This is a genomic window from Dorea formicigenerans (assembly GCF_025150245.1).
Classification (GTDB): Bacteria; Bacillota; Clostridia; order Lachnospirales; family Lachnospiraceae; genus Dorea; species Dorea formicigenerans.
Window position 1 is genome coordinate 344,682 of sequence record NZ_CP102279.1, and the last position, 12,351, is coordinate 357,032.

Below are 12,351 nucleotides of genomic sequence, written 5' to 3' on the forward strand. Positions count from 1 at the left end.
AGGACAATCATGGGACAGAAAGTTAATCCTCATGGCTTAAGAGTCGGTGTTATCAAAGACTGGGACTCTAAGTGGTATGCAGAAAAGGATTTTGCAGACTACCTGGTAGAAGACCATGAAATCAGAACGTATCTTAAGAAGAGATTATACAGCGCTGGTGTTTCCAAGATCGAGATCGAAAGAGCATCTGATCGCGTTAAGATTACAATTTATACAGCTAAACCGGGTGTTGTTATCGGTAAAGGCGGAGCTGAGATCGAGAAAGTAAAAGGTGAGCTTGCACAGTTTACTGACAAGAAATTAGTTGTTGATATCAAAGAGATCAAGAGACCGGATAAAGACGCTCAGTTAGTAGCAGAGAATATCGCATTACAGCTTGAGAACCGTATTTCATTCAGACGTGCTATGAAATCATGCATGTCCAGAACAATGAAGTCTGGAGCACTCGGAGTTAAAACTTCCGTATCCGGACGTCTTGGTGGAGCTGATATGGCTCGTACAGAGTTCTACAGCGAGGGAACAATTCCACTTCAGACACTGAGAGCAGACATTGACTACGGATTCGCTGAGGCAAACACAACTTATGGTAAAGTTGGAGTTAAAGTTTGGATTTACAAAGGCGAGGTTCTTCCGGAGAGAGCACATAAGGAAGGAGATAGATAATCATGTTAATGCCAAAAAGAGTAAAACGTCGTAAACAATTCCGTGGTTCCATGAAGGGTAAAGCTCTTCGCGGAAACAAGATTACTAATGGTGAATATGGTATCGTTGCAATGGAGCCATGCTGGATCCGTTCCAACCAGATCGAGGCTGCCCGTGTTGCTATGACTCGTTATATCAAACGTGGTGGTAAAGTTTGGATCAAAATATTCCCTGATAAACCTGTAACTACGAAACCAGCTGAGACACGTATGGGTTCTGGAAAAGGAACCTTAGAGTACTGGGTAGCAGTTGTTAAACCGGGTCGCGTAATGTTCGAGATTTCCGGAGTAGCTGAGGAAGTAGCTAAAGAAGCTCTTCGTCTTGCAACACACAAGCTGCCATGTAAATGTAAAGTAGTTTCTCGCGCAGACTTAGAAGGCGGTGATAACAGTGAAAATTAATGCATTTGTAGAAGATTTAAAGACAAAATCAGCTGCAGAGCTGAATGAAGAATTAGTAGCTGCTAAAAAGGAACTCTTCAACTTAAGATTCCAGAACGCAACAAATCAGTTAGACAACACAAGCAGAATCAAAGAAGTTAGAAGAAATATTGCCAGAATTCAGACAGTAATTACTGAAAAGGCAGCTCAGAATTAAGAGTAGACTCATAAACCCCAGGAAAGGAGTTACAGACTGTGGAAAGAAATCTTAGAAAAACCAGAGTTGGTAAGGTTATCAGTAATAAAATGGATAAAACCATCGTTGTTGCAATCGAAGATCATGTAAAACATCCGCTTTACAAAAAGATTGTAAAGAAGACATATAAGCTGAAAGCTCATGATGAGAACAATGAATGCAACATCGGAGACAAAGTAAAAGTTATGGAAACAAGACCTCTGTCAAAAGACAAGAGATGGAGACTTGTTGAAGTTATGGAAAAAGTGAAATAGTATAAGGAGGGAAACCTGCATGATACAGCAAGAAAGCAGACTTAAAGTAGCAGACAACACAGGTGCTAAAGAGTTACTGTGTATCCGCGTACTTGGCGGTTCAACAAGAAGATATGCAAGTATCGGAGACGTTATTGTTGCGACTGTTAAAGATGCAACACCAGGCGGCGTTGTTAAAAAAGGCGATGTAGTTAAAGCTGTAGTTGTTCGTACTGTAAACAGTACTCGCCGTAAAGATGGATCTTACATCCGTTTCGACGAAAACGCTGCTGTAATTATAAAAGACGATAAGACACCAAGAGGAACCCGTATCTTTGGGCCAGTAGCAAGAGAGCTTCGTGACAAACACTTCATGAGAATTGTTTCCTTAGCTCCGGAAGTACTGTAGGGAGGTGCAAAGGAATGGCAATGTTAAAAATTAAAAAAGGTGATACAGTTAAAGTTATCGCTGGTAAAGATAAAGACAAAGAAGGCAAAGTTATCGCTGTAGATCACAAGAACGGAAGAGTTACTGTAGAAGGCGTTAACATGCTTACAAAGCATACAAAACCTAGCATGACAAACCAGAATGGTGGAATCGTTCACCAGGAAGGATCTATCGACATTTCCAACGTTATGTACTTACACAAAGGTAAAGCTACAAGAGTTGGAATCAAAATGGATGGAGACAAGAAGGTTCGTTTTGCAAAATCTACTGGTGAAGTGATCGATTAATTGAGGAAGGAGGGCTTAAGCTTTGAGTAGACTGAAAGAACAGTACCAGAACGAAATCGTTGATGCATTAACGAAAAAGTTCGGTTATAAGAATATTATGGAAGTGCCAAAACTTGATAAAGTTGTAATCAACATGGGTGTTGGCGAGGCAAAAGACAATGCAAAACTGTTAGATTCCGCAATTGCTGATCTTGAGAAGATCACAGGACAGAAAGCAGTTGTTTGTAGAGCTAGAAAGTCCGTTGCTAACTTCAAACTGAGAGAAGGAATGGCAATCGGTTGTAAAGTTACTTTAAGAGGAGAGAAGATGTATGAGTTCGTTGACCGTCTGGTTAACCTTGCACTCCCTCGTGTACGTGACTTCAGAGGTGTAAATCCTAACGCATTTGACGGAAGAGGAAATTACGCTCTTGGTATCAAAGAACAGCTTATCTTCCCTGAGATCGAGTATGATAAGGTTGACAAGGTAAGAGGTATGGATATCATCTTCGTTACAACAGCGAATACAGATGAAGAGGCTCGTGAGCTGCTTACACAGTTCAATATGCCTTTTACAAAATAGGGAGGTAAATTATGGCTAAGACAGCAATGAAAGTAAAACAGCAGCGTCAGCAGAAATTCTCTACAAGAGAATATAATCGTTGCAGAATTTGTGGACGTCCTCATGCATATTTAAGAAAATATGGTATCTGCCGTGTTTGCTTCCGTGAACTGGCATACAAAGGACAGATTCCAGGCGTTAAGAAAGCAAGCTGGTAGGCACTGAACACTTGGCGAGGTCAAGCGCCCAGCGCCGGCCGAGTTTAGTGAGAAGGCCGTTCTCTGAGTCTGGCGAGGTATTCCACGAGCCCGGCGAAGAGAACTACATTAAACAATCCATCAGAAGAGGAGGAAAACAATTCATGACTATGAGCGATCCAATTGCAGATATGCTTACAAGAATCCGTAATGCAAATACTGCTAAACATGATACAGTAGATGTACCTTCATCCAAGATGAAGCTTGCAATCGCAAATATCTTATTAGATGAAGGATATATCGAGAAATATGACATCGTAGAAGATGGAGTATTCAAAACAATCCATATTACATTAAAATATGGTGCAGACAAGAATGAGAAAGTTATCACAGGACTTAGAAGAATCTCTAAACCAGGTCTTCGTGTATACGCTAACAGCGCAGATCTTCCGAGAGTACTTGGAGGACTGGGAACAGCAATCATTTCTACAAACCATGGTGTAATCACTGACAAAGAAGCTAGAAAGCTTGGCGTTGGTGGAGAAGTTCTCTGCTACATTTGGTAGGCACTGAACAATTGAAACTGAAAACAGAGTGAGCAAAGACTCATTCCGAGAATCTAAGTTAAGGAGGATTTAGATATGTCACGTATCGGAAGACATCCAATCGCAATCCCGGCAGGAGTTACTGTTGAGATTAAAGAAAACAATGTAGTGACTGTAAAAGGTCCAAAAGGAACACTTGAGAAAGCACTTCCTACAGAGATGGAAATCAAGCAGGAAGGTGATGAAGTTGTTGTAACAAGACCAAACGATTTAAAGAAAATGAAATCTTTACATGGTCTTACAAGAACACTGATCAATAACATGGTTATTGGTGTAACAAACGGATACGAGAAAGTCCTGGAAGTTAACGGTGTTGGATACAGAGCAGCAAAATCAGGAAACAAATTAACACTGAACCTTGGTTATTCTCATCCAGTTGAGATGACAGATCCTGAAGGCGTTGAGACAGTAGTTGAAGGTCAGAACAAGATCATCGTTAAAGGAATCAGTAAAGAAAAAGTTGGCCAGTTTGCGGCTGAGATCAGAGACAAGAGAAGACCGGAGCCTTACAAAGGTAAAGGTATTAAGTATGCTGATGAAGTTATCAGACGTAAAGTTGGTAAGACTGGTAAAAAATAAGTAAGGAGAGTGTGAAAATGGTTAGCAAGAAATCAAGAAGTGAAGTTCGTGTAAACAAGCACAGAAAATTACGTAACCGTTTAGCTGGAACAACAGAGTGTCCACGCTTAGCTGTGTTTAGAAGTAATAATCATATGTATGCTCAAATTATTGACGATACAGTTGGAAATACACTGGTTTCCGCTTCCACTCTTCAGAAAGATGTGAAAGCAAACCTGGAGAAAACTAACAACGTTGATGCAGCAGCATATTTAGGAAAAGTCATTGCCGAGAAGGCACTTGAGAAAGGTATTAAAGACGTTGTCTTCGATAGAGGCGGATTTATTTACCAGGGTAAAATTCAGGCATTAGCAGACGCAGCTAGAGAAGCTGGGTTGAATTTCTAGAAGGAGGAGCACACATGAGACAGGAACGTATTGATGCTAGTCAGTTAGAGCTAGAAGAAAAAGTAGTGTCAATTAAACGTGTAACGAAAGTTGTTAAGGGTGGCCGTAATATGAGATTCACAGCTTTAGTAGTTGTTGGTGACAAGAACGGTCATGTTGGCGCTGGTTTAGGAAAAGCTACTGAGATTCCGGAAGCAATCCGCAAAGGTAAAGAGGATGCTGCAAAGAACCTCATCAAAGTAGCATTAGATGAGAACGATAGTATTACACATGATTTTATCGGAAAATTCGGAGGAGCTTCCGTGCTTCTTAAGAAGGCTCCGGAAGGAACTGGAGTTATCGCCGGTGGTCCGGCACGTGCCGTAATCGAGATGGCAGGAATCAAGAACATTCGTACAAAATCTCTTGGTTCAAACAATAAGCAGAACGTTGTTCTTGCAACTGTTGAGGGATTACGTCAGGTAAAAACTCCGGAAGCAGTAGCTAAACTTCGCGGTAAATCAGTAGAAGAAATCTTAGGCTAAGGAGGAAGAGTGAAATGGCAGATTTAAAAGTAACATTAGTAAAATCTACAATTGGAGCTGTTCCGAAGCATAAGAAAACTGTTGAAGCTTTAGGTTTAAAGAAGCTTAATAAGACAGTAGTTCTGCCGGATAACGCAGCTACAAGAGGAATGATCAAACAGGTTCAGCACCTGGTAAAAGTAGAAGAAGCATAGATTAAAATTCAGATAAGGAGGTGTCACAATGGATTTATCAAACTTAAGACCTGCTGATGGAGCAAAACAGAGTGATAATTTCAGAAGAGGACGTGGACACGGTTCTGGAAATGGTAAGACAGCTGGTAAGGGACACAAAGGTCAGAAAGCTCGTTCTGGAGCACCAAGACCAGGTTTCGAAGGTGGTCAGATGCCATTATATAGAAGAATACCTAAGAGAGGATTTACAAACAGAAATTCTAAGACTATCGTTGGAATTAACGTAAGTGCTCTTGAAGTATTTGACAATGATGCAGTTGTTTCCGTAGAAACACTGATCGAGCAGGGAATCGTTAAGAATCCAAGAGATGGTGTTAAGATTCTTGGTAACGGTGAGCTCACAAAGAAGCTTACTGTTCAGGCAAATGCATTTAGTGCTGGTGCAGTAGCTAAGATTGAGACGTTAGGTGGAAAAGCAGAGGTGATCTAATGTTAGAGACATTTCGAAGGGCATTTCAAACAAAGGATATTCGTAGAAAACTTGGATATACTTTTTTGATGTTGATCGTAATCAGACTGGGATCACAGTTGCCTACACCAGGAGTAGATCCGACTTATATTAAAGAGTTTTTTGCTCAGAATTCCGGGGAGGCGTTCAACTTGTTTAACGCTTTCACCGGAGGCTCTTTTGAGCAGATGTCAATTCTGGCATTGAGCATTACTCCATACATTACATCTTCCATTATTGTTCAGCTTCTTACAATCGCAATTCCTAAACTTGAGGAGATGCAGAAAGATGGAGAAGATGGAAGAAAGAAGATTGTAGCAATCACACGTTATCTGACAGTTGGACTTGCGCTTATGGAGTCAACAGCCATGGCCGTTGGTTTCGGAAGACAGGGACTTTTGAAAGAATTTAATTTTGTGAATGCTGCAATCGTAGTTCTTACACTGACCGCAGGCTCTACATTTCTGATGTGGATTGGTGAGCGGATTACTGAAAAAGGTGTAGGAAATGGAATTTCAATTGTGTTGGTAATTAATATTATCTCACGTATTCCAAGCGATATGACAACGCTCTTTACGAAATTCGTAAAAGGAAAAAGTCTCGCATCAGGTGGACTTGCTGTTGTTATTATAGTTGCTATTATCCTCGTACTTGTTGTATTCGTAGTAGTACTTCAGGACGGCGAGAGAAGAATTGCAGTACAGTATTCACAGAAGGTGATGGGAAGAAGAACTTACGGTGGACAGTCCACGAACATTCCGCTGAAAGTCAATACTGCAGGTGTTATCCCGATTATCTTTGCATCTTCATTGATGCAGTTCCCGATTGTGATTGCAACATTTGCCGGCAAGGGAAATGGAACAGGAATCGGAAGCGAGATTTTAAGAGGTCTTAATCAGGGTAACTGGTGTAATCCTCAGATGCCGAAATATAGCTGGGGACTGGCAGTATACATCATTTTGACAGTATTTTTTGCTTATTTCTATACATCAATTACATTTAATCCGTTAGAGATTGCAAATAACATGAAGAAAAATGGTGGATTTATCCCGGGTATCCGTCCAGGAAAACCGACTGTTGAGTATTTGACAAAGATTCTGAATTACATTATCTTTGTTGGCGCATGTGGTCTTGTATTGATTCAGCTTGTACCGATCATTTTTAATGGATGGTTAGGAGCAAGCGTGTCCTTTGGTGGTACATCACTGATCATCATTGTCAGTGTAATCTTAGAGACACTTAAGCAGATCGAGTCACAGATGCTTGTACGAAATTACAAAGGTTTTTTGAATAAATAAGCAGGATAACTCGCGGAAGATTCTTTCGCGGGTTATTATGCTATAAAGGAGAGTAATTATGAAGATTATTATGTTAGGTGCGCCAGGAGCTGGAAAAGGCACACAGGCTAAGAAAATTGCAGCTAAGTACGAAATCCCACACATTTCTACTGGAGATATCTTCAGAGCTAATATCAAAGAGGGAACAGAGCTTGGTAAAAAAGCAAAAACATATATGGATCAGGGACTTCTTGTACCGGATGAACTGGTAGTTGATCTCGTTGTTGACCGTGTGAATCAGGAAGACTGCAAGAATGGATATGTTCTGGATGGATTTCCGAGAACCATTCCTCAGGCAGAAGCACTTGATAAAGCACTTGCAGAGCTTGGACAGAAGATGGATTATGCAATTGATGTAGATGTACCGGATGAGAATATCATTCACCGTATGGGTGGACGTCGTGCCTGTGTTGGCTGTGGAGCTACATACCATCTGGAATATGCTCCTACAAAAGTTGAAGGAATCTGTGATGCATGTGGTAAAGAACTCATTCTTCGTGATGATGATAAACCGGAGACAGTAAAGAAACGTCTTGATGTATATCACGAGCAGACACAGCCATTGATTGATTACTACACAAATGCAGGAATCTTAAAGACAGTTGACGGAACAGTTGACATTGATGTTGTGTTCCAGAATATTGTGGAGATTTTAGGAGCGTAACAGCATGCCGGTCACGATAAAATCAGCAAGAGAAATTGAACTAATGGCAGAAGCCGGAAGAATTCTTGAGATTGTACATAATGAACTACGTGACGCGCTCCATGCGGGGATGAGTACGCTGGATATCGACAGATTAGGAGAAGAGATTATACGCAGTTATGATTGTATTCCTTCCTTCCTGAATTATAACGGATATCCGGCATCCATCTGCGTATCTCTGAATCAGGAAGTTGTTCATGGAATACCGGACAAACACCGACTGATTCAGGACGGAGATATTGTAAGTCTGGATGCAGGAGTCATCTACAAGGGGTATCATTCAGATGCGGCCAGAACTTATGGAGTAGGTGAAATCAGTAAAGAAGCAAAAAATCTGATGCAGATAACAAAAGAATGTTTCTTTGAAGGTATAAAATATGCCAGAGAAGGTAATCATTTATTTGATATATCCGGTGCGATCGGAGATTACGCCGAAGAACATGGATATGGTGTGGTTCGTGATCTGTGTGGACACGGAATAGGAACACATCTGCATGAGGCACCTGAAATTCCGAATTTCAGGATGAACCGGAAGGGAATGCTTCTGAAAGCAGGTATGACATTAGCGATTGAACCAATGATCACGGCAGGTGGTCATGAAGTTGACTGGCTGGATGATGACTGGACAGTTGTCACCAGAGATGGTTCACTGGCAGCACATTATGAAAATACAGTGCTGATTACAGAGGGAGAACCAAAACTTCTCTCGCTTAGTGAGAAGGTATTATAATAGAAGAAAACGATCTGACAGTCAGATTCGAATTCAATATTATGATTCGAGAGAAACTCAAATATAGGAGAGATCGCTATGGAACAGTTTGAAACAGGAATGATGGCCCGGTCCAAAAGTGGACATGATGCCGGAAATGTGTATGTAATCACAAAGGTTGAAGAGACATACGTATATTTAGTGGATGGAAAAGTAAGAACACTGGATAAGCCGAAAAAGAAAAAGAAGAAGCATGTCCAGTTGATCAAAGAAAGCTTTGATATTCAGGGCGCCACAGATGTGGACATAAAAAGATGGATCAAAATTTGGAATAAGGAAGATAATCAGAATTAGGAGGAAGCGTATATGTCAAAAGCTGACGTAATAGAAATTGAAGGAACAGTAGTAGAAAAATTACCAAACGCAATGTTTCAGGTTGAACTTGAGAATGGACATCAGGTTCTGGCACACATCAGCGGAAAACTTAGAATGAACTTTATCAAGATCTTACCAGGAGATAAAGTAACACTTGAGTTATCCCCATATGATCTTTCAAAAGGAAGAATTATCTGGAGAGATAAATAGGAAGAGATTTAAAATAATCTTGAAAAGGATATAGAAATATATCTGAAAATTCGAAAATAGACATTAAAATAAGCTAAAAAAAATATTCGAAAAAATACTTGAAAAAATTAAAAAAACTCAAGAAAAAGTATTGACTTTATTTGAGATATAATGCTACAATATATAAGCGCGTTTCTGGGCGCTTATATTTGCGTTATCATATATTTGAAGAACAGTCGGTGATACAGTCTTCAGATATTTTCATGAGTTGCAAAATGATATGATAAAAGAAACCGTGCGAAACAAAAGGCAGAGCAATGGATGAAAGGAGGATCCCCTAATGAAGGTTAGATCATCAGTAAAACCAATTTGCGAAAAATGCAAAGTAATCAAAAGAAAAGGAAGCGTTCGCATTATCTGCGAAAACCCGAAACACAAACAGAGACAGGGTTAATTAATTAGGCGGCTGATAGTCAGGACACGCCAGGCGGTGTGTAGAGACTATTTTAAATATACAAGGAACACCTTTAGCCGGTGATGATTCCTCGTATATTGCTTCTAATGCCGGTCCGTCATTACCGCGCAGCTTCCATAAAAGATGCGGTGACCGGAAAGGGCATGATACCGAACATGCCTGGGACATGGAGATGTGTCCCCTATTAAAGACGATAACAAACAAAGAAAGTGGAGGAACAGTCACATGGCACGTATTGCAGGTGTAGATTTACCAAGAGACAAACGAGTTGAGATCGGATTAACTTATATCTACGGAATCGGTAGAACAAGCGCAACCCGTATCTTAGCACAGGCAGGAGTTAATCCTGATATTCGTTGTAGAGATCTTACAGACGACGATGTAAAGAAAATCAGTGCAGTAATCGACGAGACTCAGACTGTAGAAGGAGATCTTAGAAGAGAGATCGCTCTGAACATCAAGAGATTACAGGAGATCGGATGCTATAGAGGAATCCGTCACAGAAAAGGACTTCCGGTTCGTGGTCAGAAGACTAAGACAAATGCAAGAACAAGAAAAGGTCCTAAGAGAACAGTAGCAAACAAGAAGAAATAAGTAACAAATAACAAATAACACAAAAAGGAAAGCGTAGGTTAGTTTTATTATGGCAAAGAAAGTTACAAAGAAAGTGACAAAGAAACGTGTCAAGAAAAACGTTGAACATGGACAGGCTCACATTCAGTCATCTTTTAATAACACAATCGTTACATTAACAGATGCTCAGGGAAATGCTCTTTCATGGGCAAGTGCGGGCGGTCTTGGATTTAGAGGTTCAAGAAAATCTACCCCTTATGCAGCTCAGATGGCAGCTGAAACAGCAGCTAAAGCAGCATTAGTACATGGTTTAAAATCAGTTGACGTAATGGTTAAAGGACCAGGTTCAGGTAGAGAAGCAGCAATCCGTGCACTTCAGGCATGCGGAATCGATGTAACAAGCATCAGAGACGTAACACCGGTACCACACAATGGTTGCCGTCCGCCGAAGCGCAGAAGAGTCTAGTTACAATAATTACGTTAATGGATTGTAGTATCCGAATATTTATAGGAGGAAAATTAAAACATGGCAGTAAATAGAGTTCCGGTTCTTAAAAGATGTAGATCCCTCGGTATGGATCCAGTATATTTAGGAATTGATAAAAAGTCCAACAGACAGTTAAAGAGATCCAATAGAAAGATGAGCGAGTATGGTCTTCAGTTACGTGAGAAACAGAAAGCTAAATTCATCTATGGTGTATTAGAGAAACCTTTCAGAAACTACTTCGAGAAAGCTCAGCGTATGAACGGAATGACAGGTGATAACCTGATGATCCTTCTTGAGTCCAGACTTGACAACGTAGTATTCCGTATGGGATTTGCTAGAACAAGACGTGAAGCTAGACAGATCGTTGATCATAAGCATGTACTTGTAAATGGTAAGCAGGTAAATATTCCATCTTACCTGATCAAAGCTGGTGATACAGTAGAGATCAAAGAGGCTAAAAAGAGCTCTCCAAGATACAAAGAGATCGTAGAGGTCACAGGTGGACGTATGGTTCCAGACTGGTTAGAAGTAGATCAGGAGAACCTGAAAGGAACAGTTAAAGAGCTTCCTGCACGTGAAGCAATCGATGTTCCAGTTGACGAGATGTTAATCGTCGAGTTATATTCTAAATAATAACCAGTAACCCCACAGGAGGTGGACTTAGTGTTTGATTTTAATAAACCCAATATAGAAATAACAGAGATTTCAGAAGATAAGAAGTATGGAAGATTTGTTGTAGAGCCTTTGGAAAGAGGTTATGGAACAACATTAGGTAATTCTCTTCGCAGAATTATGCTTTCATCATTACCAGGATCTGCTATCAGCCAGGTAAAGATTGATGGCGTTCTGCATGAGTTCAGCTCCATCCCAGGAGTGAAAGAAGACGTTACCGAAATCATCATGAACCTGAAGTCACTGGCTATCAAGAATACATCTGAGACAGATGAGCCGAAGACTGCATATATCGAGTTCGAGGGTGAAGGTGTTGTCACAGCTGCAGATATACAGGTAGATCAGGATATTGAGATCATGAATCCAGAGACTGTTATCGCTACATTGAATGGTGGAGCAGACAGCAAATTATATATGGAGCTGACCATTACAAAGGGCAGAGGATATGTAAGTGCTGAGAAGAATAAGAACGATGAGTTACCAATTGCAGTAATCCCAATCGATTCTATTTACACCCCAGTGGAGCGCGTGAATCTCACAGTTGAGAACACACGTGTCGGACAGATTACAGATTTTGATAAACTGACATTAGATGTATATACAAATGGTACATTACTTCCAGATGAGGCAGTCAGCCTTGCTGCAAAGGTATTGAGCGAGCATCTGAAACTCTTTATTGATCTGTCAGAAGTAGCACAGGCTGCTGAAGTCATGATTGAGAAAGAAGATGACGAGAAAGAGAAAGTGCTTGAGATGAGCATTGATGAACTTGAGTTATCTGTTCGTTCATACAACTGTCTGAAGAGAGCTGGAATCAACACAGTTGAAGAGCTCACAAACAGAACATCTGAGGATATGATGAAAGTTCGTAACCTTGGACGTAAGTCACTGGAAGAAGTTCTTGCTAAGCTTGATGAATTAGGATTAAGCTTAAGCAAAGGAGAAGAGTAAACACTGAATACTTATAGGAATGTGAGCCGTAAGGTGATACATTCGTTAAGCATTAAGTGAA

Annotated in this window: 24 protein-coding genes; all 24 read left to right on the plus strand. The window is 40.5% G+C overall.

Annotated features, from left to right (window positions below; translation table 11 throughout):
- Positions 1 to 9: 9 nt before the first annotated feature.
- The 24 genes from rpsC (at position 10) to NQ560_RS01925 (ending at position 12,290) form a co-directional block, all read left to right on the plus strand.
- Positions 10 to 663, plus strand: coding sequence for a 30S ribosomal protein S3 (rpsC, locus tag NQ560_RS01810; protein ID WP_005332389.1), 654 nt, complete (start codon positions 10 to 12; stop codon positions 661 to 663).
- Positions 664 to 665: 2 nt separating this feature from the next.
- Complete coding sequence (gene rplP / locus NQ560_RS01815) at positions 666 to 1,103, plus strand: 50S ribosomal protein L16 (protein WP_005332388.1); 438 nt, start codon at positions 666 to 668, stop codon at positions 1,101 to 1,103.
- On the plus strand, positions 1,093 to 1,299 hold the full coding sequence (gene rpmC / locus NQ560_RS01820) for a 50S ribosomal protein L29 (protein WP_005332387.1): 207 nt from the start codon (positions 1,093 to 1,095) through the stop codon (positions 1,297 to 1,299). The genes rplP and rpmC overlap by 11 nt, the downstream gene beginning before the upstream one ends.
- Positions 1,300 to 1,337: 38 nt before the next feature.
- On the plus strand, positions 1,338 to 1,592 hold the full coding sequence (gene rpsQ, locus NQ560_RS01825; RefSeq protein WP_005332385.1) for a 30S ribosomal protein S17: 255 nt from the start codon (positions 1,338 to 1,340) through the stop codon (positions 1,590 to 1,592).
- A 19-nt stretch (positions 1,593 to 1,611) separates the two neighbouring features.
- A complete protein-coding gene (gene rplN / locus NQ560_RS01830; RefSeq protein WP_005332383.1) occupies positions 1,612 to 1,980 on the plus strand; it encodes a 50S ribosomal protein L14 in 369 nt (122 codons plus the stop codon).
- A 14-nt stretch (positions 1,981 to 1,994) separates the two neighbouring features.
- Entirely contained in the window at positions 1,995 to 2,306 is a 312-nt protein-coding gene (rplX, locus tag NQ560_RS01835) for a 50S ribosomal protein L24 (RefSeq protein ID WP_005332381.1), read from the plus strand.
- Between the two features lie 22 nt (positions 2,307 to 2,328).
- Positions 2,329 to 2,868 (plus strand): 50S ribosomal protein L5, encoded by a 540-nt coding sequence (gene rplE / locus NQ560_RS01840; protein ID WP_005332380.1) that lies wholly within the window; start codon positions 2,329 to 2,331, stop codon positions 2,866 to 2,868.
- A gap of 11 nt (positions 2,869 to 2,879) precedes the next feature.
- A complete protein-coding gene (locus tag NQ560_RS01845; RefSeq protein ID WP_005332379.1) occupies positions 2,880 to 3,065 on the plus strand; it encodes a type Z 30S ribosomal protein S14 in 186 nt (61 codons plus the stop codon).
- Positions 3,066 to 3,208: 143 nt separating this feature from the next.
- Complete coding sequence (gene rpsH / locus NQ560_RS01850; protein ID WP_005339031.1) at positions 3,209 to 3,610, plus strand: 30S ribosomal protein S8; 402 nt, start codon at positions 3,209 to 3,211, stop codon at positions 3,608 to 3,610.
- Between the two features lie 75 nt (positions 3,611 to 3,685).
- Positions 3,686 to 4,228 carry a 50S ribosomal protein L6 gene (gene rplF / locus NQ560_RS01855; protein ID WP_005332376.1) on the plus strand — a complete coding sequence of 181 codons (543 nt, stop codon included), beginning with the start codon at positions 3,686 to 3,688 and terminating at the stop codon, positions 4,226 to 4,228.
- Positions 4,229 to 4,245: 17 nt separating this feature from the next.
- The gene (gene rplR, locus NQ560_RS01860) at positions 4,246 to 4,614 is read left to right on the plus strand and encodes a 50S ribosomal protein L18 (RefSeq protein WP_005332375.1); all 369 of its coding nucleotides are present in this window, start codon (positions 4,246 to 4,248) and stop codon (positions 4,612 to 4,614) included.
- Positions 4,615 to 4,628: 14 nt separating this feature from the next.
- Positions 4,629 to 5,138 (plus strand): 30S ribosomal protein S5, encoded by a 510-nt coding sequence (gene rpsE, locus NQ560_RS01865; protein WP_005332371.1) that lies wholly within the window; start codon positions 4,629 to 4,631, stop codon positions 5,136 to 5,138.
- A gap of 14 nt (positions 5,139 to 5,152) precedes the next feature.
- Positions 5,153 to 5,332: a 50S ribosomal protein L30 gene (gene rpmD, locus NQ560_RS01870; protein ID WP_005332368.1), complete on the plus strand. Its 180-nt coding sequence runs from the start codon at positions 5,153 to 5,155 to the stop codon at positions 5,330 to 5,332.
- A 28-nt stretch (positions 5,333 to 5,360) separates the two neighbouring features.
- Positions 5,361 to 5,801 carry a 50S ribosomal protein L15 gene (rplO, locus tag NQ560_RS01875; protein ID WP_005332364.1) on the plus strand — a complete coding sequence of 147 codons (441 nt, stop codon included), beginning with the start codon at positions 5,361 to 5,363 and terminating at the stop codon, positions 5,799 to 5,801.
- Positions 5,801 to 7,117, plus strand: a complete 1,317-nt coding sequence (gene secY / locus NQ560_RS01880; RefSeq protein ID WP_005332362.1) for a preprotein translocase subunit SecY — start codon at positions 5,801 to 5,803, stop codon at positions 7,115 to 7,117. The genes rplO and secY overlap by 1 nt, the downstream gene beginning before the upstream one ends.
- A 58-nt stretch (positions 7,118 to 7,175) precedes the next feature.
- Entirely contained in the window at positions 7,176 to 7,820 is a 645-nt protein-coding gene (locus tag NQ560_RS01885) for an adenylate kinase (protein ID WP_005332354.1), read from the plus strand.
- Positions 7,821 to 7,824: 4 nt separating this feature from the next.
- Positions 7,825 to 8,589 (plus strand): type I methionyl aminopeptidase, encoded by a 765-nt coding sequence (map, locus tag NQ560_RS01890; protein ID WP_005332352.1) that lies wholly within the window; start codon positions 7,825 to 7,827, stop codon positions 8,587 to 8,589.
- A 78-nt stretch (positions 8,590 to 8,667) separates the two neighbouring features.
- Positions 8,668 to 8,922, plus strand: a complete 255-nt coding sequence (locus NQ560_RS01895; RefSeq protein WP_005332341.1) for a KOW domain-containing RNA-binding protein — start codon at positions 8,668 to 8,670, stop codon at positions 8,920 to 8,922.
- A 12-nt stretch (positions 8,923 to 8,934) separates the two neighbouring features.
- The gene (gene infA / locus NQ560_RS01900; protein WP_004607275.1) at positions 8,935 to 9,153 is read left to right on the plus strand and encodes a translation initiation factor IF-1; all 219 of its coding nucleotides are present in this window, start codon (positions 8,935 to 8,937) and stop codon (positions 9,151 to 9,153) included.
- Positions 9,154 to 9,472: 319 nt separating this feature from the next.
- Positions 9,473 to 9,586 carry a 50S ribosomal protein L36 gene (gene rpmJ, locus NQ560_RS01905; protein WP_005339020.1) on the plus strand — a complete coding sequence of 38 codons (114 nt, stop codon included), beginning with the start codon at positions 9,473 to 9,475 and terminating at the stop codon, positions 9,584 to 9,586.
- A 246-nt stretch (positions 9,587 to 9,832) separates the two neighbouring features.
- On the plus strand, positions 9,833 to 10,201 hold the full coding sequence (gene rpsM / locus NQ560_RS01910; RefSeq protein ID WP_005339006.1) for a 30S ribosomal protein S13: 369 nt from the start codon (positions 9,833 to 9,835) through the stop codon (positions 10,199 to 10,201).
- Positions 10,202 to 10,250: 49 nt separating this feature from the next.
- Positions 10,251 to 10,646 (plus strand): 30S ribosomal protein S11, encoded by a 396-nt coding sequence (rpsK, locus tag NQ560_RS01915; RefSeq protein WP_005332330.1) that lies wholly within the window; start codon positions 10,251 to 10,253, stop codon positions 10,644 to 10,646.
- Between the two features lie 60 nt (positions 10,647 to 10,706).
- Entirely contained in the window at positions 10,707 to 11,300 is a 594-nt protein-coding gene (gene rpsD, locus NQ560_RS01920; RefSeq protein ID WP_005332326.1) for a 30S ribosomal protein S4, read from the plus strand.
- Positions 11,301 to 11,330: 30 nt separating this feature from the next.
- Entirely contained in the window at positions 11,331 to 12,290 is a 960-nt protein-coding gene (locus NQ560_RS01925; protein ID WP_005339004.1) for a DNA-directed RNA polymerase subunit alpha, read from the plus strand.
- Positions 12,291 to 12,351 lie beyond the last annotated feature (61 nt).

Excerpts from the sequence above, each read along its gene's own strand:
- NQ560_RS01845 (WP_005332379.1), top strand. The coding sequence starts at position 2,880 with ATGGCTAAGACAGCAATGAAAGTAAAACAGCAGCGTCAGCAGAAATTC.
- NQ560_RS01895 (WP_005332341.1), top strand. The coding sequence starts at position 8,668 with ATGGAACAGTTTGAAACAGGAATGATGGCCCGGTCCAAAAGTGGACAT.
- rpmJ (WP_005339020.1), top strand. The coding sequence starts at position 9,473 with ATGAAGGTTAGATCATCAGTAAAACCAATTTGCGAAAAATGCAAAGTA.
- rpsM (WP_005339006.1), top strand. The coding sequence starts at position 9,833 with ATGGCACGTATTGCAGGTGTAGATTTACCAAGAGACAAACGAGTTGAG.
- rpsD (WP_005332326.1), top strand. The coding sequence starts at position 10,707 with ATGGCAGTAAATAGAGTTCCGGTTCTTAAAAGATGTAGATCCCTCGGT.
- rpsK (WP_005332330.1), top strand. The coding sequence starts at position 10,251 with ATGGCAAAGAAAGTTACAAAGAAAGTGACAAAGAAACGTGTCAAGAAA.
- rplO (WP_005332364.1), top strand. The coding sequence starts at position 5,361 with ATGGATTTATCAAACTTAAGACCTGCTGATGGAGCAAAACAGAGTGAT.
- map (WP_005332352.1), top strand. The coding sequence starts at position 7,825 with ATGCCGGTCACGATAAAATCAGCAAGAGAAATTGAACTAATGGCAGAA.
- rplR (WP_005332375.1), top strand. The coding sequence starts at position 4,246 with ATGGTTAGCAAGAAATCAAGAAGTGAAGTTCGTGTAAACAAGCACAGA.
- infA (WP_004607275.1), top strand. The coding sequence starts at position 8,935 with ATGTCAAAAGCTGACGTAATAGAAATTGAAGGAACAGTAGTAGAAAAA.
- secY (WP_005332362.1), top strand. The coding sequence starts at position 5,801 with ATGTTAGAGACATTTCGAAGGGCATTTCAAACAAAGGATATTCGTAGA.
- rplF (WP_005332376.1), top strand. The coding sequence starts at position 3,686 with ATGTCACGTATCGGAAGACATCCAATCGCAATCCCGGCAGGAGTTACT.
- rpsE (WP_005332371.1), top strand. The coding sequence starts at position 4,629 with ATGAGACAGGAACGTATTGATGCTAGTCAGTTAGAGCTAGAAGAAAAA.
- rpsC (WP_005332389.1), top strand. The coding sequence starts at position 10 with ATGGGACAGAAAGTTAATCCTCATGGCTTAAGAGTCGGTGTTATCAAA.
- rpmD (WP_005332368.1), top strand. The coding sequence starts at position 5,153 with ATGGCAGATTTAAAAGTAACATTAGTAAAATCTACAATTGGAGCTGTT.
- rpsH (WP_005339031.1), top strand. The coding sequence starts at position 3,209 with ATGACTATGAGCGATCCAATTGCAGATATGCTTACAAGAATCCGTAAT.
- rplP (WP_005332388.1), top strand. The coding sequence starts at position 666 with ATGTTAATGCCAAAAAGAGTAAAACGTCGTAAACAATTCCGTGGTTCC.
- rplX (WP_005332381.1), top strand. The coding sequence starts at position 1,995 with ATGGCAATGTTAAAAATTAAAAAAGGTGATACAGTTAAAGTTATCGCT.
- rplN (WP_005332383.1), top strand. The coding sequence starts at position 1,612 with ATGATACAGCAAGAAAGCAGACTTAAAGTAGCAGACAACACAGGTGCT.
- NQ560_RS01885 (WP_005332354.1), top strand. The coding sequence starts at position 7,176 with ATGAAGATTATTATGTTAGGTGCGCCAGGAGCTGGAAAAGGCACACAG.